General features: G+C 43.1%; 16 protein-coding genes and 1 pseudogene. 15 read left to right on the top strand and 2 right to left on the bottom strand.

Annotated features, from left to right (window positions below; translation table 11 throughout):
- Nucleotides 1-68: 68 nt before the first annotated feature.
- Nucleotides 69-524: a hypothetical protein gene (locus tag KSP24_RS14050; RefSeq protein ID WP_025675777.1), complete on the bottom strand. Its 456-nt coding sequence runs from the start codon at nt 522-524 to the stop codon at nt 69-71.
- Nucleotides 525-769: 245 nt separating this feature from the next.
- On the opposite strand from KSP24_RS14050, the gene KSP24_RS14045 reads away from it, so the two are divergent.
- From KSP24_RS14045 to KSP24_RS14035, 3 genes are all read left to right on the top strand, one after another.
- The gene (locus KSP24_RS14045) at nt 770-1,534 is read left to right on the top strand and encodes a YwmB family TATA-box binding protein (RefSeq protein WP_216975459.1); all 765 of its coding nucleotides are present in this window, start codon (nt 770-772) and stop codon (nt 1,532-1,534) included.
- A 187-nt stretch (nt 1,535-1,721) separates the two neighbouring features.
- Nucleotides 1,722-3,278 (top strand): glucose-6-phosphate dehydrogenase, encoded by a 1,557-nt coding sequence (gene zwf / locus KSP24_RS14040; RefSeq protein ID WP_013372992.1) that lies wholly within the window; start codon nt 1,722-1,724, stop codon nt 3,276-3,278.
- 298 nt (nt 3,279-3,576) lie between these two features.
- Nucleotides 3,577-5,157 carry a peptide chain release factor 3 gene (locus KSP24_RS14035; protein ID WP_013372991.1) on the top strand — a complete coding sequence of 527 codons (1,581 nt, stop codon included), beginning with the start codon at nt 3,577-3,579 and terminating at the stop codon, nt 5,155-5,157.
- A 152-nt stretch (nt 5,158-5,309) separates the two neighbouring features.
- On the opposite strand, the gene KSP24_RS14030 is transcribed toward KSP24_RS14035, so the two are convergent.
- Nucleotides 5,310-5,543, bottom strand: coding sequence for a small acid-soluble spore protein SspI (locus KSP24_RS14030; RefSeq protein WP_064963504.1), 234 nt, complete (start codon nt 5,541-5,543; stop codon nt 5,310-5,312).
- Nucleotides 5,544-5,700: 157 nt separating this feature from the next.
- On the opposite strand from KSP24_RS14030, the pseudogene KSP24_RS14025 reads away from it, so the two are divergent.
- The 12 genes and pseudogenes from KSP24_RS14025 to KSP24_RS13965 all read left to right on the top strand — a co-directional run.
- Nucleotides 5,701-6,369 (top strand): annotated as a pseudogene (locus tag KSP24_RS14025) (potassium channel family protein); the annotation flags it as partial.
- A gap of 77 nt (nt 6,370-6,446) precedes the next feature.
- Nucleotides 6,447-7,235, top strand: coding sequence for a TrmH family RNA methyltransferase (locus KSP24_RS14020; protein WP_216975457.1), 789 nt, complete (start codon nt 6,447-6,449; stop codon nt 7,233-7,235).
- A gap of 821 nt (nt 7,236-8,056) precedes the next feature.
- Nucleotides 8,057-8,632 carry a sigma-70 family RNA polymerase sigma factor gene (locus tag KSP24_RS14015; RefSeq protein ID WP_216975456.1) on the top strand — a complete coding sequence of 192 codons (576 nt, stop codon included), beginning with the start codon at nt 8,057-8,059 and terminating at the stop codon, nt 8,630-8,632.
- Nucleotides 8,622-9,689, top strand: coding sequence for a hypothetical protein (locus KSP24_RS14010; RefSeq protein ID WP_216975454.1), 1,068 nt, complete (start codon nt 8,622-8,624; stop codon nt 9,687-9,689). The genes KSP24_RS14015 and KSP24_RS14010 overlap by 11 nt, the downstream gene beginning before the upstream one ends.
- Nucleotides 9,690-10,781: 1,092 nt before the next feature.
- Nucleotides 10,782-11,483 carry a response regulator transcription factor gene (locus KSP24_RS14000; RefSeq protein ID WP_216975449.1) on the top strand — a complete coding sequence of 234 codons (702 nt, stop codon included), beginning with the start codon at nt 10,782-10,784 and terminating at the stop codon, nt 11,481-11,483.
- Nucleotides 11,480-12,466, top strand: coding sequence for a sensor histidine kinase (locus KSP24_RS13995; RefSeq protein ID WP_025674213.1), 987 nt, complete (start codon nt 11,480-11,482; stop codon nt 12,464-12,466). Before KSP24_RS14000 ends, KSP24_RS13995 begins: the two co-directional genes overlap by 4 nt.
- Nucleotides 12,467-12,567: 101 nt before the next feature.
- Nucleotides 12,568-13,347 (top strand): ABC transporter ATP-binding protein, encoded by a 780-nt coding sequence (locus KSP24_RS13990; RefSeq protein WP_064963500.1) that lies wholly within the window; start codon nt 12,568-12,570, stop codon nt 13,345-13,347.
- Entirely contained in the window at nt 13,313-15,325 is a 2,013-nt protein-coding gene (locus KSP24_RS13985) for an ABC transporter permease (RefSeq protein ID WP_216975447.1), read from the top strand. The genes KSP24_RS13990 and KSP24_RS13985 overlap by 35 nt, the downstream gene beginning before the upstream one ends.
- Nucleotides 15,326-15,507: 182 nt before the next feature.
- Nucleotides 15,508-16,617, top strand: coding sequence for a TolC family protein (locus KSP24_RS13980; RefSeq protein WP_090738281.1), 1,110 nt, complete (start codon nt 15,508-15,510; stop codon nt 16,615-16,617).
- A 35-nt stretch (nt 16,618-16,652) separates the two neighbouring features.
- Complete coding sequence (locus tag KSP24_RS13975; RefSeq protein WP_216975446.1) at nt 16,653-18,113, top strand: efflux RND transporter periplasmic adaptor subunit; 1,461 nt, start codon at nt 16,653-16,655, stop codon at nt 18,111-18,113.
- Nucleotides 18,110-18,847 carry an ABC transporter ATP-binding protein gene (locus KSP24_RS13970; RefSeq protein WP_216975444.1) on the top strand — a complete coding sequence of 246 codons (738 nt, stop codon included), beginning with the start codon at nt 18,110-18,112 and terminating at the stop codon, nt 18,845-18,847. Before KSP24_RS13975 ends, KSP24_RS13970 begins: the two co-directional genes overlap by 4 nt.
- On the top strand, nt 18,844-20,058 hold the full coding sequence (locus KSP24_RS13965; RefSeq protein ID WP_058830362.1) for an ABC transporter permease: 1,215 nt from the start codon (nt 18,844-18,846) through the stop codon (nt 20,056-20,058). The genes KSP24_RS13970 and KSP24_RS13965 overlap by 4 nt, the downstream gene beginning before the upstream one ends.
- Nucleotides 20,059-20,083 lie beyond the last annotated feature (25 nt).

Raw genomic sequence — 20,083 nt, 5'->3', positions numbered from 1 at the left:
ACGACGAATACAAAGAACCGGAGACGATGAATGGTCCTCCGGTTTTTTTGTGTTCTGTAACACGGCGTTTAGATAAGGAGGAATAGAAAGGCGATTAAAGCCAGATCTAGTGCAAGTCCTGCCCCGTATCCATATCTGCCGCGATAGCCTGCTCTGCCGTTTCCATAACCCCTATTTCCATTTGAATCAAATGCCCCTACGTTATAAGGAAAGTATGGATTTAGAAGTTCGTCCGGCGGTCTATTAAAGGAATTTAGCTTGGCAGAAGAGCGAGCTTTGTTTTTAGAGTTCTTTTTTTGCTTTTTAGAGGAGTTTTTTTTAGCTTTTTGTTTTCCTTTGTTACTGTAGCTTCCGGCATAGAGACTACCAGGAAAGGAGGATGGATATCCGTTCAACATCAGCTTACCTTTGCTACACCCACTTAAGATGCCAATGTGTCGTGTACCATCACGCATAACGGCACAGACCATCCGTCCGCCATGAGGTGCCACATTGGCTTCATTTACTGGATAAATGGGAAACATGATTTCACCTCTTTTGGTGTAAGATGCGTTGTGATTATAGTCTATTCTTATCGTGCCTACGGTGTATGGTCGAACACCCAGTAGGCGAATGAATATTTCTGAAAGGTTGTGCTGACTCCCTCTGCGTATAAAACCTCTGGCAACGGGCATGCTATTGATAGATTCATAGATTTCAATCGAGCCGAAAAAAGCATTCCATTGTGTGTATGCGGAGAATGAATGGTTATGGAGGGGGAAGAACGGCCATGTTAAAAGTAGAAACGATTAAAAAGGGAGTTATTGCAATTTTGGTATTAGGAACGGTGTTGGTACTGGCTGGCTGGCGTTACGGAACTCTTCAGACCAACGGAAATGATTCCCGTGAGGCAGAAGCGGCTTTACGCTCGTTGTTAATTCTCTCGGATCAAACCCCGGGTACACTGGATAAGCTGGTTGTAAAATGGCAAGGCGATTGGATTCCTAATCATGGAGATCCGGCAGATATAGTGGCACAGATAGCTGAGCAACTGAATATACCCACAGCAAGCAAACTCGTAGAAAATGGGCACACACTATATCGTTCTGTTCGTGATCGTGAGGATTTAAAAATTCGTTTAAATGTGATGGAACGTCAAGCTGGACAATGGTATGTAGTCGTTCAACTGGAAAGCAGCGACACAGGACGTGAGCAGTTGATTCAGCTTCATAAGCTTTGTGCCGAGCAATTACATTCTATAGGGGTTCAAGCGCAGTGGAACACCTCCGTTCAGCGTTCGCTGCAAGCAAAGGAAAGCGTGGATCAACTGATGAAACGGACAGAAGCAAGCTTAGCAGGGGCTATCTCCATGCAGGCTAAAGAGAGATACACAGATGCAACCACAGTAGCTGTATCTTATGAAGCTCCAGAACTGCCATTAATGGTGCAAAGCGGTGAGCATCAAGTCCAGATGCAGATGGCGGTACATGAAAATAGAGCGCAGCAGAATAAACGTATAACACTCGGTTTTCCGATTATCACAATTGAATACTGACTTATAAGGTAAATTTATGATTCATCGGATAGCTTATCCATGTAGAATATGTTAAAATGTCATCAAATCTTTAGTTCCATGTTTTTCGAAAATCAAGTATGATCTTGTATAAATATACACAATACTACATGCGGATTTCGAGGATTGTGGATTGCGGAATCTTGACATGGGAAGAATGAGGTACTTCATGGCTGACATACCTGTTAAAGAATCTCTTGTGACACAAGGTGCAGTTCTGTTTATTTTTGGTGCTACGGGCGATTTGGCTCGCCGCAAGTTATTTCCTGCTATCTACAGCTTGTACCGCGAAGGCAAGCTTGCTGAAGATTTTGCTGTTATTGGTGTAGCAAGACGTCCCCGCACAGAAGCAGAATTCCGTAATGACCTGTACGCTTCCATACAGGAGTTTAGTCGCTACAAAGCAGAAAATGATCAAGAATGGCAGGCATTTGCCGAGCATTTTGAATATAAATCGCTGGATATCAACAATGTTGATGGGTTTCATGAGCTGAGACAGCAAACGGAGGCTATAGAAGGTAAGTTTAACATACCGGGAAATCGGTTGTTTTATTTGGCCTTGGCGCCTGAATTATTCGGAAGTGTGTCGAAGAGCTTGAAAGAGGGAGGCATGTTGGACGGCAAGGGCTGGAATCGTCTAGTTATAGAGAAGCCTTTCGGTTACAACCTCGAGTCTGCACAAGAATTGAACATTGAAATACGTGAAGTATTTGCCGAAGAAGAAATTTATCGAATTGATCACTATCTCGGTAAGGAAATGGTTCAAAATATCGAGGTAATTCGCTTCGCTAACGCCTTTTTTGAACCACTATGGAATAACAAGCATATTGCCAATGTGCAAATTACGCTGAGTGAAACGGTAGGGGTGGAGGAACGCGGAGGTTATTATGATCATTCTGGCGCTTTGCGCGATATGGGACAGAACCATATGCTGCAAATGCTTACGATGATCGCGATGGAACCGCCTAGTCGTCTGTTGCCAGAGGATATCCGTGATGAAAAGGTGAAAGTGTTGCGTTCACTACGACCTTTTGAATCGTCTGAGGATGTGAAGACCAACGTGGTACGTGGTCAATATACTGAAGGCAGTTACCGAGGTCAGCAGTTGCCAGGGTATCGTCAAGAAGACAAGGTTGATCCACAATCGAATACAGAGACTTATTTTGCTTCACGTGTGTTTGTAGATAATTTCCGTTGGGCTGGTGTACCGTTCTACATTCGTACAGGCAAACGTCTCCCTGTAAAAACTACGGAGATCGTTGTGGAATTTAAGAGCATGCCAACCAATGTATATCTCGGTCAAAAGCATAAGCTGGAACCAAACTTGCTCGTCATTCGGGTCAATCCAATGGAGGGCATTTACATTAAAATTAATGCCAAGAAACCCGGTTCGGAATCAGATATTGAGCCGCTGGCTATGGATTTTTGCCAAAGCTGTATGGTGGGGATCAACTCACCGGAGGCGTATGAACGGTTGCTGATGGATGCGATCGAGGGTGATTCGACGTACTTCACGCGGTGGGATGAGGTTGCTACAGCGTGGGGATTCGTTGATCGAATCGCCAAAGCATGGCAGCAGACCCCGGATACACTGGAAACCTATGCTGCAGGCTCATGGGGACCTGATGGTGCTCACAAGCTGTTAGAGCAGGATGGCTATAAGTGGTGGCCGGTTAGCGGCCAGGATGAAGATAATGTCATCTGGCGAGTAGGCGGCACTCAGTAATCCCGATTTGTCATGCATCCCCCTATGTCCTGTTTAGGATGTAAGGGGATGCTTTGCGTTCGGAGTATGCTATAATAGCTTAGTCTCAGGTTTTCAGTTTGCAACTGATTATACGTTAAAGGCAGGCTAAAAAATGTAAATAGATCGTATTTATCATGAATATGGTGACGGAGTATGCCGAATACTGGAGCTAACGGCAATGAGCCGATGAACTTATGAACATAGGCGTGCATCATGGCCTTTTTATGAATAGCTTGAGCAGAATTGCAATGGATTTGATCATGAAGGGATATGTGAAATGAGTAAAACAACAGATATACTTCAACAGGAAGTCGACAAACGGCGTACGTTTGCGATTATTTCTCACCCGGATGCGGGTAAAACGACACTGACGGAAAAGTTGCTGCTGTTCGGGGGCGCTATTCGTCTTGCAGGTACAGTCAAAGCTCGTAAAGCCAGCAAGCATGCGACGAGTGACTGGATGGAGATTGAAAAACAGCGGGGGATTTCGGTAACATCCTCAGTGATGCAATTCGATTATAATGGGCATCGCGTTAATATTCTGGATACCCCGGGTCACCAGGATTTCAGTGAAGACACGTACCGCACATTAACAGCCGCAGATAGTGCAGTCATGCTGATTGACGTAGCGAAAGGTGTGGAAGCGCAAACGATCAAGCTGTTTCAAGTTTGTGCGAAGCGCGGAATACCGATTTTCACCTTCATTAACAAGCTGGACCGTGAAGGACGCAGTCCTTTTGATTTGATGGAGGAGCTTGAGCAGGTGCTTGGTATCCGTTCAGTGCCTATGAACTGGCCGATTGGTACAGGACGTGATCTGTGCGGTGTTTATGACCGTGTCAAAAATCAGGTTGAGTTGTTTCAAGGAGATGACCATTCCACGATCAAAGTACAAAAAGTGGAGGGTTACAATGATCCGATTATTCGCGAGATGGCGGGCGAATATTTGCACGACCAATTATGCCAAGATTTAGAGTTGCTTGATGTCGCAGGTGACCCTTTTGATATGGAAAAAGTACAGCGTGGAGAATTAACGCCTATATTCTTTGGAAGTGCGATTAATAATTTTGGTGTGCAAACATTTTTGGAAAACTTCCTTCAGCTTGCTCCTAAGCCGGAACCGCGCCACAGTACAGTTGGGGAAATTCAGCCAACGAACGAGAAATTTACTGGTTATGTATTTAAAATTCAGGCCAATATGAACCCGGCTCACCGTGACCGTATCGCATTTTTGCGTATCGTGTCCGGTAAGTTTCAACGTGGGATGAGTGTTAAGCATGTTCGGATGGGCAAGGAAATTAAGCTGTCCCAACCACAGCAGTTCTTGGCACAGGACCGTGATATTGTCGAAGAGGCATTTCCTGGAGATATTATTGGTTTGTTTGATCCGGGTATTTTCCGCATTGGCGATTCACTCAGTCAAGGCAGCGAGGTTGTATTTGATGAACTGCCGACCTTCTCACCTGAGATTTTTGCCAAGGTTACTGTAAAAAATGCTTTGAAGCACAAGCAGTATCTGAAAGGTATCGACCAGTTAACCGAAGAAGGTATGATTCAGGTGTTCCGTACGGTAAGCTTTGATGATACGCTACTAGGTGTAGTCGGCCAACTGCAATTTGAAGTATTTGAATACCGCATGAAGGGTGAATATGGGGTAGATGTACAGCTTCAACGTATGCCGTTCCAATTTGCACGTTGGATTGTGGATGAGCAGATTGATCCGAGCAAGTTCCGTATCAACTCTACGCTGGTAAAAGATAAGAAAGGCAATTATGTAGCCTTGTTCGAAAATGAGTATGCCATGCGTACGGCTATAGAAAAAAATCCGACCGCTAAGTTTTTGGAAATGGCTCCATAAAATTTTATATGCAGTACAGTCTGATTTCAGTCATTTGATATATACCACGAATAGTCCACTCGACATGAATGCGAGTGGACTATTCTCATTTTCGAATACGGGTAATAATAATGAGCACAATTAAAGCATAACAAGAAGTTGAATCGCTAGGGTTAGGCTAAGGGCACGGGTTTGATTTTATCGATTTGTTCGTGTGCCAAATGGACGAAATCCTGCTGCTGGTTTGGACTCATATGCTTCCATGCGATCTCAAGAATGACACCTAATCCAGGCAAAGCGGCTTCCGGTCCATCCACTGACCCAATAATCATATCCGTAAGATCAGCCTCTGATTTGCCGTGAACTTTGTGAACAATCGCTTGTCGTAAATCCATTGTAATGGGCATGGGTACCTCCCGTATGTTGTAATAGTGATCGAATGTATTATGGCTTGGGCTGTGGCCCAGTATACATGGAGAAGCATTTGGAATAAGGATGTCAAAATTTATGTTTGTAGCATGATATGCTATACTATGACGGACAGTATGGTGAGCGGGAGGTAAAGAAGGAATGGCAAAAAAACAGTATGCGGTCATTGGCATGGGGCGCTTTGGTTCCAGTGTTGCCAGCGCGCTGAGTGAGATGGGGTTTGATGTGCTGGCTATCGATTCGGACGAGCAGCGTACACAGGAAATGTCGAATATTGTGACGCATGCGGTGTCTGCCGATTCGACCGATGAGGAAGCACTGCGAGCACTGGGTATCCGTAATTTTGACGTAATTGTAGTCGCAATTGGTGAAGATATACAAGCCAGCATTCTAACGACATTGATTCTCAAGGACATGGGTGTGCCTGCTCTTGTGGTCAAAGCACAAAATGAACTGCACGGAAAAGTGCTGCAAAAAATAGGTGCGGATAAAGTGGTTTATCCTGAACGGGATATGGGACTGCGGGTAGCCCACCATTTAACGTCTCCTAATATTTTGGATTATATTGAGCTGTCCAAGGACTACAGTATTTTGGAGATGCGAGCCGCTGATTCCATGATCGGCAAAAATTTGAAGGAGCTAGACATACGGGCACGCTTCGGCTGCAATGTAATGGCGATCCGCAGAAACCAGGAGATGAACATTTCACCTTATGCCGAGGATCGTCTGGAAGCGGGTGATGTGCTGGTCATTGTGGGTCACAAGGACGATCTAACCAAGCTGGAGCTGGCTTTTGCAGCTTAGAGAGGTTTGATGTTCAAGTACAAGTGATGCATCATTTATTTTTAAAGAAACAGACCTAGAAACGGAAGGTTAAACCAATGGAAATCATTTCACCGAATAATGCACGTGTAAAAGAATGGTCGCAACTCCTCGAAAAAAAGCATCGCACACGGCAGCATAAATATATTGTCGAGGGTATTCATCTAGTGCAGGAAGCGCTGCGTTCGAACGCAGCTGTTGAAAGCGTCGCCTATGATTTGGACAAGGGGATTCCTGCTGAGCTGAATGGTCTGGATTCAGCCGATCAGCCGGTGGAATGGATTCCCGTGTCGGCGGCGGTCATTGCCAAATGCACCGATACCAAGACGCCGCAGTCTGTCTTTGCCATCGTGCGTAAGGAGGAGCGTAGCGCATTCCCAGCATTGCTGGAGCAACCAGACGCGCTGGTGATGGTGCTGGACGGTGTACAGGACCCCGGCAATGTAGGCACTATCATTCGCAGTGCGGACGCTGCTGGAGCCGCAGGCGTTATATTGGGTCATGGTTGCGCCGACCTATATAATCCCAAAACGATCCGCTCCACGATGGGATCATTGTTTCATCTGCCAGTGATCGAAGGCAGTCTGGAAGAGCTTTTGCCGCAGGCCAAAAGCAAAGGTGCCCGCTTGCTCAGCACCTCGCTCGATGCAAGCTTATCATGCTATACCATAGATTTGCGTGTATCCACTTGGCTCGTGATTGGCAACGAGGGCCAGGGTATTTCTGCTGCTACCGCAAGTATGGTGGATGAATCAGTATTCATTCCAATGCAGGGACAAGCGGAATCACTGAATGCAGCCATGGCCTCTACGGTGTTATTATTCGAGGCGATGAGACAGCGAAGCTAATACCTGAGTGTTTATTATTCACTGATTCGAGTTTTCATGTTTTTATAGTGAAAATGGCCAGGGTATTTTATATATGATGTTGTAAGATAAACCTCTTCATAACAATAACTTAATAGCTTAGCTAACTTGACAGTCCCGATAAATAAAATTATTTTTGGGGCTGTTTTTTAATTTTTAGACAGAAGGAGGACTAATGAGGAACAACATAATCAAACTGAATTCTCACAGATCATTGGGGTATCACAAGGAGCATTAATAGAAGCATAGGTTTTTTCAGCGTACAAGTTGCTGAGCTTGAGTCCAGATTAATCTCAGACGTAAAAACACCTACAAGGTTATCTCCATATCTTACGACATGGCTTGATTCTCTTGAAGATGTTTTGATGTGTCTCACGTTTTGGGATCAGCTACGTCGTTAAGCAACAGGGGGCTTCACAATTGTAATCATAGTTGGAAACTTAAGCTGCATAGCAGCCAGTATTGCGTTTTGTTGGCTTCGTCTCTTGCAAATTGGGGGTATTGGTTGCCATATTCAATTTGACCTAACAAATTATTGTCTCTGATTTTTGTAGAAATATAACCTGCTGCATGAAGGCCATTTTTACATCTCCAGACCTTGTTATAATCGTCCGACAGCAGGCCCAATTCTTTGAGCTCACCGTTCAATCTGACGGAAAAAACAAGATGTCTTCCACGCTTTCATGCTACTACTCACCTTCCCGCAATCCATAGACTCCCAACCGAAATCATAAAAAACCGAACTTTTTTTCCATCGAGCGACAATATAGGGTGTAAGCTGCTTACTCAGGAGGGCCCTCTGAATGCAAAGTGAATCTATGTACCACGTGCTCACAAAAATGATCGAAGGAGATCAGCAGGCGTTTCATACGTTGTATGATGCCACTTACAAGGATGTTTACCGGACCGTCTCTTTTCTGGTGGATCATCCGCAGGATCGCGAAGATATTATGAATGAGATCTACATGCAAATGTGGACCTCGCTTCCCAACTACGATCCGAATCGTCCTTTCCACTTCTGGTTGCACGGCTTGGTCATCCGACAAGTGCAAAGATTCCGGGTGAAAAGCTGGAGGAGATTCCGAATTTTCGAACGCATCCGTGTCTTTTCTCAGGAAGAGCATCACTGGGATCAGCCCACGTTGAGGACGGATGGGACAGACCCCGAGATATCGAGGGCCATGCACAAGCTGACCGATAGACAGCGAACGGTGATCATCCTCCGCTTTTATCACGATTATACGCTGGAGGAGATTGCGACATTACTCGATATTCCGCTGGGTACAGTCAAGTCCAGATATCATGCCGGTCTGCAGTCGCTTCGAAAACAATTGGGAAATCTCCCGTTGGAAAGGATGGATAAAAACAATGCCTATTGAAAGACAAATCAGCGAGTACCTGCACCAAGAGGCAGAGACCATGGAATGTCCCCCGGCTGTTTCCAAACGAATCGAACAATCTTATTCTCAATACTTACAACAGCAAAGGAGCAAAAAAACGATGAAAAAACGATTGATTGGCAGCATCGTTGCTGCAGTAATTATGATTCCAACCGCGGCATTCGCGGCCCCTCCCCTGATTGAAATGATTACGAGAACACCGATGACAGCCAAACAAGTCAAGATGGATGCGGTTGGCCAAGCAGCACTTGAAAAGTTGTATCGCTCTTATCCGGAAACCAAGTCGTTTGAAATCATCGATGCCAGCCGGCTTGGAGGAGACCCCGCGAATGCAAGTCAGGGGAAAGCCATTCAAACAAGCATCGTGCTGCAGGAAAAGGGAGCTCACGGCAAAAAGATCCGACTTGATTTGAACGCCACGGGTGAAATCGAACAGGTGAACCAAGAAAATTGGGAGCCTCAGGAGAAACCGGTCATCTCCTTAACCGATCAAGAAATCAAATCGAAAGTAGATGATCTCATTAACAAACTGTACGGTAGCTCCAGTAAGTACGAATGTAACATGGAGACGATGCAGAATCCGGACCAAAAAACGCTTATATTGAACTACACCGAAAAGGGATCAAAAACGCCGTTTTATAACGTACTTGTTCAAGGGAATACGATCAGCGTTTCTCTGGTTGGAGGCGGCCCTGCTCCATCCGTGGAAGGCTTTTTCATGACTAACGGCAAGCCTGACTATACTGCGGATGCCTTTTTAAATGATGAAAAGCTCTTTTCTTTACTTCGCATGAGTCCAGAAGACTTGAAACAAGAATTGTCAAAGGGGGCATCGGTCGTCGAGATCGCTGCATCTAAAAAGATTTCCAAACAACAAGTCGTGGACATAATCGCAAATACGCAGGCAAAAAAACAAATCCAAACCGATCCGCATGGTGGAGCTACTGTTGACGATCATACGCTGGAACTATTGAAACGGATTGTTGAACCCAAAGTATTGAAAATGATTGAACACAAAACGGAAACGCCTTGGTAGGGAGAGCAATACAGAGTGTATGGTGTTTGATACAGTTAAGTAAAACGCGATAAACGAAACAAAGAAAGCTTCAGACTGATTCATCCGGTCTGAAGCTTTCTTTTCATTTGTCAGATCACTATGATTTGTCTCACGTTATGGGGTCAGTCCCAACAGTATGCATATCTGAACTTCGATTGAAAGAGGCGAAACATGTATTCAAGTCAACAGAGTGGTCCATGTCTGATATTAGTGAAGAATTGCGATTAGAGAATTCATCGTCGTTTACAGGGTGGTTTGTGAACTGGGAGGGAATATCTCCGCAAAAATATAGAATTCTTAATAAGAGATAATAAGGACACTAAACAAACAACTCGCGAACTGGACTGCATAAATATGTGAAGTTTTACAATTTCCATTGACAGTACGATCCGTGATTTTGAGAGCATTCTTTCTAAGTTGAAGCTAGGTATATCACTAGCGGAACAACAAGGGGAAACGACAAACAGAGGTGCAGTTTCTTTATCTAAATAAGTTTGAAGTGTAGATTACTTCAAGAGAGAAGTGCATCAAGTCAAAATTAAAAGGCATAAGCGCGGGACATTCCTATGTGGGATTAGTAGAAATACGGAAAATGAGTCGGGTCATAGAACCCGACTCATTTTTTTATAAAGACACACGCTCCTGATGATCTGAATTCTTTATACCTTACAACAAAGTAATGTTTTTGTAAGCTTTGGCTGTTGTTCCTTAGATAGAAGCTAATTAGTATGGAAAATAGCGAGCCGAGGAGAGAAGTGAGCAAAGTATGAAATATTCAAAGCATAAAATTAAAGAGGTATTTAAGTCGAAATTATGTTGTAATGAAACGTTAAAAAACTATAAAGAGATCATGATTACAGTAATAGTTATCGCCATTATAATTATCATGTTAATCACTCTGGTGTTTGGCACCATGCATATCATTCGGGATTCAATTTACACCATGAGACTCTCCTAAGCTACAAATAAAAGGAATTCGGTTGTTGTTATTGCTTGGACGATCAAATAAAGGCATTATATAGAGAAAATCATGTGATTTAAAATTCAAGCACTAAGAAGGTAGAAAACACGATGCATACAATATTAATCGTAGAGGATGACCCTCAAATTAGCTCCTTACTCCAATCCTATCTTGAGAAATATGGTTATCAAGGAGTTGTCGTTTCAAATTTTGATCAAGTCTTAGGTGTTTTCCAGAAGGTAAAGCCTGATTTGGTCATACTGGATGTGAATTTACCTCGGTTTGATGGATTTTATTGGTGTAGGCAAATTCGTACTCAATCTACTTGTCCCATCCTGTTTGTGTCCGCGCGTGATGATAAAATGGATCAGGTCATTGCTTTGCAAAACGGAGCAGATGATTACATTACCAAACCGTTTCATCCGGAAGTACTATTAGCCAAGGTAGAAAGCAACCTGCGACGTGCCTATGGTTTATATGCAGTTGCCCAAAAATCGCGATCCATAACAGTGTCAGGCTTGAGTTTATACCCTGATACTTTGGAGCTAGTGTTTCATGACAAGCAGGTAGAAATGAGCCATAAAGAAGCTGCACTGCTGGAGCTACTGATGACATATCCCAAGCAGGTTGTAGGGAGAGTTCATCTCTTAGAAGCGTTATGGGATGATTACCAATATGTAGGAGAAAATACGCTGAACGTTTATGTTACCCGTGTCCGTAAAAAGCTTAGCGAACTGGGGTTGGAGGATATTATAGAAACGGTTAGAGGAGCTGGATACCGGCTGCACTTGACTGAGGAGGAAGAACAGTGAAGCTGTTTTGGCGTGATCATTTTTCCATGATCATTTTTAATATTATCCAACTTTTTCTTGTGTTGAGTATTTACTGGATGGATGGTTATCGTAACTTGTCGACCGCCTTGTATTCGGTCTTTTTTGGGTTTATCCTTTTGCTGGTCTATTTGCTATTTCGGTACGTCATGTATTCTGGTTTATATCGAATATTATCCACTGCTAACATTAGAGATTTAGATGAGCTTATTCAGATGAAGGTACTTAATCCGTTAGCCTCTTCTTTACAGCATTTGCTTTTGCAGTTCTACCAGTTGTACCAGTCTCGGATTCATCAATTGGAGCATCAGCAGCGTGATCACATCACATTCATTAACCAGTGGGTTCACCAGATGAAAACGCCCCTAGCTGTGATTCATTTAATTCTCAAAGGAAAAATAGATCCCGAGTCGGATCAGATTCACGATGAGATTGATCGAATGGGAAAAGGACTGGAAATGATTTTGTATATGTCACGATTGGAATCCTTTGAACCAGACTTTCATGTAGAGCCTGTTGTATTACGAAAGCTGGTTAGTGAAGTGATTTACGATAACAAAAGGTTATTGATTCGCAACGAAATTTATCCTTCCAATGAAGTGGACGAGCAGTTGAATGTGATTACCGATGCCAAATGGTTAAGATTTATCATTAATCAATTGGTGACTAATGCGATAAAGTATTCTTCAGGTTATGCCCACAGCCTGAAATTGATATCTGACGTAAGAGATCATGTGATTGTGTTGAAAGTACAGGATGAAGGGATTGGCATCCCTAAAAAAGATATAGAGCGGGTATTTGAGGCTTATTACACAGGTGAAAATGGACGGAAGTATAGTGAATCTACGGGGATGGGGCTCTATTTGGTGGCAGAAATCTGCAAAAGGTTGAATCATGACATTCAACTCACATCGACGGTAGGTGAAGGAACGACTGTTGAGATTCTGTTTCCAATACACCCATAAGAAACCTTACAACACATTTAAGGTTTTTGTAATGTTAATCGATCGACGATCTGTTCCGGATGGATTATGATCATGACATAGGAAAAAGAAAGGAATGAACGATGGAGATTGTACGAATGGATCAAGTCACCAAAATATACTATGGTAAGGTTCCACACCGAGCTCTCAACAATATCCATTTAATGATTCAACCAGGTGAGTTTGTTGGCATTATGGGTCCGTCTGGTAGTGGGAAGACAACATTATTAAATATGATTTCGACCATTGATATGCCGACTTCTGGCGAGGTTAGCATTAAAGGGGAAAATCCACATCTGCTCAAGAAGGATAAGCTGGCTTTATTTCGCCGCAAAGAACTGGGGCTTGTATTTCAAGATTATAATTTGTTGGAAACCCTCACTTTGGGAGAGAACATACTGTTTCCTCTGATGCTGAATAAAAAAGGGTTAAAGGAAATGGAGCACAAACTGGAAGAAGTAGCGAAAAAACTGGATATTACAGATGTTTTGGACAAACGGCCTTATGAGGTGTCAGGGGGACAAAAACAACGTGCAGCCATAGGCAGAGCTATGATTCACTCTCCTTCGCTCCTGCTTGCAGATGAACCAACCGGAAATCTCGATTCCAAGTCTTCGCGTGTTGTAATGGAAATGCTGAGCCTTGTCCACCGTGTAGACTATTCTACAATTGTGCTGGTAACACACGGCGCTTTGGAAGCCAGCTATTGCGACCGGGTTATTTTTATTAAAGATGGTGAGTTATATAATGAAATCCGTCGTAGTCATAGTCAGCAAATATTTTTTCAGGAAATCATAGATATGCTCTCCTTTTTGGGGGGAAGTAGACATGCACATGAGCTTTCGTCTGTTAGCATGGAATAATCTCAAACGCAATGCGCGTGCTTACGTTCCTTATTATTTAAGCAGCTCCTTGATGATTACGATTTTTTTCGTATATGCGGTATTTATTTTTCACCCGGATGTCTCGAATGTAATCACAGCAGCTAATGTAAAAAAGGGATTACAGGTTGCGGATCTATTGATTTTTGTATTTTCCTTTTTTTTCGTATTATACACAAATAATATTTTTGTTGCTGCACGTAAGAAAGAATTTGGTATACTCACCATTTTAGGAGCAAGTCATAGGCAAATTTGTTTTTTGGTAGCTTTTGAAAATCTAATTATAGGCTTTTTATCATTGGTGACCGGGATGATCGGAGGATTTGTTTCAGCGAAGTTTTTCCTGCTTATGGGTTCCAATGTCATAGGAATGTATTTAAGATTTTATTTTCCCTGGAAGGCACTGGCTTTTACAGGAATCGGCTTTATGTTTTTGTTTATATTGATCTCACTTGTGTCTGTTTTCTTTATCCGACGTTTTAAACTACAGCAGCTTTTTAGCAAGGCTCCTCAGCTCAACAAAGAACCTAAAGCTTTTTGGAGTCTGTCCATTCTTGCCATAGTATTCATAGGAGCAGCTGTATGTTTAATGAAGCTTGATTTTTCACCATACATTTATCTGGCACCGTATCGTTTAGGGACCCTTTCTTTTTATATATTGCACTATTCGGTCGGAGACACCTTTAAATATACAATTATAATGGGATCTCTGGGTATTTACTTATTTTATAATCAATCATGTGTACTATTCATTCAATTGCTTAGAGCTAACAGGAAATGGTCTTGGAGCGGATCGTGTTTGTTATGGTTATCTGAGATCACATATAAAATGCGAAATAATGCCGGGCTTTTTTCATTGATTACCCTCATTTCTATCATTTCCTGTGTAGGAGCAGCGTCAACCTTTGACTCCATGCAGCAGCAAAAAAGATTTCTTAGGGAGCAGTCTTATTCATTCGCATTTACTTCTGATGTTGTAAGTTCTAACGAGCTTGAAAAAGAGATTGACCAAAATCTGTATACGGCTGGGGTAGATTATGGGAAAGGTGAAGTGTTAGTCTTCCCCTTTCGGGAACAGGTCGCGCCAGTGATGAAACAATCCAACTATGAAGCACTTGCCTCCAAGTTTAAGAAGCTGAAACAGGTACCTACGCTTCGGGAGAATCAAGGTTTTTTCCTTTTCGATCCAAACGGGATGTCTTTCGAAGAAAAGAAAACCTTTTTTGAAAAAAAGTTAACTTACAAGCAAGGGAAATCTCATATGATGAATCTTCAGATTATGGATACTAAGATAATAGATCATAACCTGAAGTTTGATGGAAATATCGTCTCTGAACTAGGCAGCTTACTTGTTGTTTCTGATCGAACTTACGACTATTTAATTGAACATCGGTATTTCAATGATCCGTTGGCATATAAATCTACTTATTATTTTGTGCCCAAATGGAAGAATGGCCAGCTTTCCTTAGAGACTTCTGAAACTCAACAAGAGGTATGGTTGTATTCTGTGTTGGCCAACAAGGTGAATAAAGGAGTGCTTAACTCTAGGGCCGTAGACTATTTGACATCGGAAATGGATCTGGTTATTAGTGAATTTATTGGTGGATTTATCGCCATTATTATGTTGGCGAGCACGGTAAGCCTGCTGTATTTCAGACTATATGTAGATCTTCAGCGAGATGAAGAAATATACCGAGCTTTATCGAAAATTGGACTAAACTCAAGGGAAATGAGACAATCGGCTTCCAGACAAATTGCATTCCTGTTTCTTCTGCCATTAGTCGTATCATCTATAGGAATAGTGCTTTGTCTAGTAATGTCAGAACCGTCTGGAATATATGGATTACCCGTTCATCTTACGCTGATTCAGATTATGCTGTGTTTTTGGGCCATCCAATTTCTTTCCTTTCTTATTGTACGTTCTCTGTATCTTCGTCAATTAGATTTAAAGATACTATAAGGAACGGTACGTTGTGTGTAAAAAGTTGCAGAAGGGCAGGACGGTGTTCCTCCTTTCTGGAATGTGCACCGAATAGAAGGTAAGGTCTCAAGTGGGATACAGAAGAAAACACATAATTCGTATAACAACGTAATTATAAACTATATTTAAATCGATACCATATTTTTAAAGTGGGGATATCTATGAAAAAACGTATGTTCATCTTATTGCTGCTCGCCTTGTCGGCCAGTTCTTTATCAGAGTCCTTTGTTCAAGCAGAGAAGGCGCAGCAGCAGGTTACCAAAGCAAGTGTGAAATTAACATTGAGTCAAGCCCAGCAGTGGGCACGATCCAATAGTTTTAGCTTGAAGGAAGCCCAGCAAACGATAGATCGCAACCGGATTATGCTGAAAAATGCAGGCAAGAATCTGGATTTCATTCCGGCAGGTCAAGGCAACGGTGAAGAAGATGCGGCTAGTAGTTCAGCATGGAAGGGGTATGCTTCATCGACAGTTTCTTATTTGGAATCCAAAAAGCAAATCGAACTTGCCCAAGATCAGACAGACTACGCTGCCATGAAAAACTATTATGACGTACTTCTGGCTGATAACAAAGTCAAGAGTAGTGAGGATGCACTTTTGCTCGCGCAATTGGAGGAAAAAGCTGCTGAAGCGAAGGCTAACCGTGGAAAAATTTCTCCAGGTGATCGAAGTACGATTATTCAGACTCGTATAGAGGCTCAAAAAAATGTAGACATTGCAAAAGCTGCGCTGCAAAAAGCGCTAGATTCGCTTAATACACAAATGGGACAGTCACAAGGAAATTTATATGAACTGGTGGACAGACCCGTTTACCGGAAAATGGATAACACGAATCTGGATACACTGGTGTCGCGTGCCATCTCAGCGAGTCCTTCGGTATGGAGACAGGAGGAGGCAGTCAAGCTAGCAAAAATGGAAATTAAATATTACACGTGGAACTCGGGGACGGATGACTATGAAATTAAACAGATAGATGTAGATTCAGCACAAGGCGGACTGGAAAATACCAAGGATCAACTGGCAGAAACACTGAAGAGTATGTACTTTAACTTACAGCAAAATGAAGAACAATACGAGCAAATGCGAAGTAATCTACAGAACCTTAATAAAGTGTTGGACATTTCTCGCAAAAGAAAGGCACGTGGATTTGCAACAGGTACGGAGGTCGCCACGAATCAGTTGAAAGTAAAGCAAATCGAACGGAATATGGATGAACTCATTGTTCAAATGACGCTGCTGCAACATGCTTTAAACAAGCCGTGGAGTGTATAGGATTTAGCAAAAATACAATTTAAGGGGATATAACATTGTCGGAAACAGAAAAGAAAGATAAAGATTCATTACAAGTATTAAGAAAAAAAAGAAGAGTGAAAAGGAGCATAGGTATTCTGATCTTGCTCATTATAGCGGGAATTGGCAGTACGCTCTACATGAAAAGGGGCCAGGAAAAGCCTGTGGAGGCTCCGGCGAATCAGGTCGTACAGGTACAGAAAGCTAACATAACCGAGTCGCTTAGCGTTACTGGAACCGTTCAGGCTTCCAAGGAAGTAAATATTAATTTTACAAATGTCGAGGGTGCCAAGCTCGTCGCTGTCAATGTCAAAGCAGGAGATAGCGTCAAGGCAGGTCAGGTGCTAGCACGACTAGATGATTCAGATGCCAGGCTGCAAATTAAGGATGCCGAATCTAATGTCGCAATTGCAAGGGCCAAACTGGACGAAGCCAAGCGCGGACCCAAAACAAATGATATCGAGCTACAGAAAGCAAATGTCTTAAAGGCACAGATGGCGATTAAAACAGCCAAGAACGCGATGGAATTAGAGGAAGCTGCTGCGCAAAAGGAGGCAGCCAAGGTGACTTTGGATAAAGCCCAGAAGGATTATGATGACCAGGCTTATCTGGTTCAGAATGATGCGGCAGCAGAAAGTGACCTGGCGACAGCCAAGCAAAATCTGGATAAGGCAAAACTGGATATGAGCAATGCGGAGCTGCAGTACAAGAAGGCACAGACCAAGCAAACTGAGGCGATCGAAGAGGCGGAAATGGGCTATAAAACAGCATTAATACAATTAAAGGCTGCACAGTCCCCACCTGAAGCTTCCAACATCCAATCTGCACAAGCTTCTTTATTGCAGGCTGAAACGGCATTAGAGCAGAAGAAAAGTGTTCTAAGTAAATTACAGGTTACGGCACCGTGGGACGGGATCATTTTGAAGGTCAACGGCGATGTGGGTACGAGTCCTACTGCACCTTTTATTGTCATGAATAACTCCAACACAGGGGTTATGAAGGTTCTTGCCAAGGTGAACGAAAGTGATATTGCTAAATTAAAGACCGGACTTCAGGCGACAATGCACTCGAATTCATTCCCGGACAAACAATTTAAAGGCGAAGTACGCTTTGTTTCTCCAGAGCCGGTGACGGAAGCCAATGTGACTACATACAAAATTGAATTGTCTTTGGATAGCCAAAACATAAGGCTGCAACCGGGGATGAATATGGATGTATCTCTACTGTTAGCTGAACACAAAAATGCGCTGTCTGTGCCATTGTTTGCCTTGAGGTCTGAAGGCGGTGTGGATGGAGTATATGTGGCGAAGAACACAGCGAATCCGGCCGATTATGAGTTTAGACCCGTGAAACTGGGTGTCTATACAGCGGATCAGGCCGAAATCAAGTCCGGTGTCAAGGAAGGTGAAACCATTGTGATTCCTCCTCAGAACAGCAGTGCTGACCCGAATGGCAGTGGAGGGGGGCAGACACAATGAGTGAAACTCAATTCAATAACACCGTTATTGAAATTAAAGAGCTGAAAAAAAGGTATGAAGTAGGCGGTCAGGAGATTCAAGCTCTACGCAGTGTGAACTTATCTATTAACGAAGGGGAGTTTGTTGCTATCATGGGGCCCTCTGGTTCAGGCAAGTCTACCATGATGAATGTCATTGGTTGCCTGGATCATCCGGATACGGGTAAATACTATTTGGATGGATATTCCATATTGGATGCTCGTGAAAACGAACTTTCAGAGATTAGAAATCAGAAGCTAGGTTTTGTATTTCAAAAATTTTATTTGCTTCCACGAACTACAGCTTTAGCTAATGTGGAACTGCCTATGATGTACGCAGGGGTACCTGCTAAGGAACGTCGGGAAAGAGCTGTGGAGGCACTACGTAGCGTTGGTCTTGCAGAACGGATGTATAACAAGCCTAATGAGCTTTCTGGTGGCCAGCAGCAGCGGGTTTCCATCGCCCGGGCATTGGTGAATAATCCAGTCATTCTGCTGGCGGATGAGCCTACGGGCGCACTGGACACGAAGACAAGCATCGAGATTATGGAACTGTTCCAAGGTTTGAATGAACAGGGAAAAACCATTGTGCTGGTTACTCATGAACTGGAAATAGCTGAATATGCCAAACGATTGATTAGCTTTCGGGATGGTAACATTGAGCGAGATGAGCCTATTGCGAATAGACGAATTTCATCAAGGATGGTAAGCCTATGAATGTGATGGAAACGATCCGTGTATCGATGAATAGCTTAACTACCAATAAGATGCGCTCATTTTTAACGATACTCGGTATTATTATCGGGGTGGCAGCGGTGATTGCCATTATGGCTATCGGGAATGGCTCAAAGGCCAGTATTAAGGAGGAAATCAATAAGTTAGGGAATAACGTGCTTCTGGTTGCTCCCGTCATGCCAATGACCGAGGAAGAAATAAATCAGGACACCTTGCCCTCTTTTACTTGGACAGATGTCGAGGCATTGGAACAAAAGAGTTCGATTGCAGCAATGATGCCCCGCATTTCAAACAGTTCAAAAGCTGCGTGGGGTCGATATAACTATAATGCAACCATTGTAGGGACATCTGCTTCGTTTTATAAGGCCAAAAAGTTTTCCTTTGCCGAGGGCAGAACATTTACCAACGATGAGATGGATAAACGTAGGAATGTTGCCATTTTGGAAAGCCAAGCGGCTGTGCGTCTTTTTGGTGGGGATACCCAAAATGTGTTGGGACGAACGATTCAAATCAAGCAGATCCCTTTCAAAGTGATCGGAGTATTAAATACCCAGCCTGTTACGAATTTAAGCTACAGTACCAATGATCAAATCTACATCCCTGCTACAACCATGATGAACCGTCTGGGGGAGAAAAACATAACTGGTCTGGAGGTATCCGCCAAGTCACCAGGCTTGATGGGTCAGGCTCAATCAGACATATTGGAAAGCTTGCGTGTGACACATCAGCTGAAACCTTCGGAACCGGATCAATTTCAAGTAATGAGTCTGTCCGAAGCAGCAGGTGCAGCATCCGGTGTAGATAATATCATGACCAGCTTGCTGGGAGGTGTAGCTGCGATCTCGCTCGTGGTAGGGGGAATCGGAATTATGAATATTATGATGGTATCGGTTATAGAGCGCACGAAAGAAATTGGGATTCGAAAAGCCATCGGTGCCAAGCCGAGAGATATTATGGTTCAATTCCTGTCCGAAGCTGTCATTTTTGGTCTGCTGGGGGGAATGCTCGGGGTTATTATAGGCATAGGCGCCTCCAAAATTATCGAAGCAACGACACACATGACCATTGAATTTACAATCTCGCCGATCCTATACTCGTTTCTTAGCTCTGCAGGCACAGGCATTCTATTTGGGGTATACCCAGCTTATAAAGCAGCAAGATTAAAGCCAATAGATGCATTGAGATACGAATAATTAAATGGGCAGATGGTCGCAACAT

Source organism: Paenibacillus sp. AK121 (genome assembly GCF_019042715.1).
Taxonomy (GTDB): domain Bacteria; phylum Bacillota; class Bacilli; order Paenibacillales; family Paenibacillaceae; genus Paenibacillus; species Paenibacillus polymyxa_C.
This window is presented reverse-complemented; position numbering and strand designations above follow the sequence as displayed.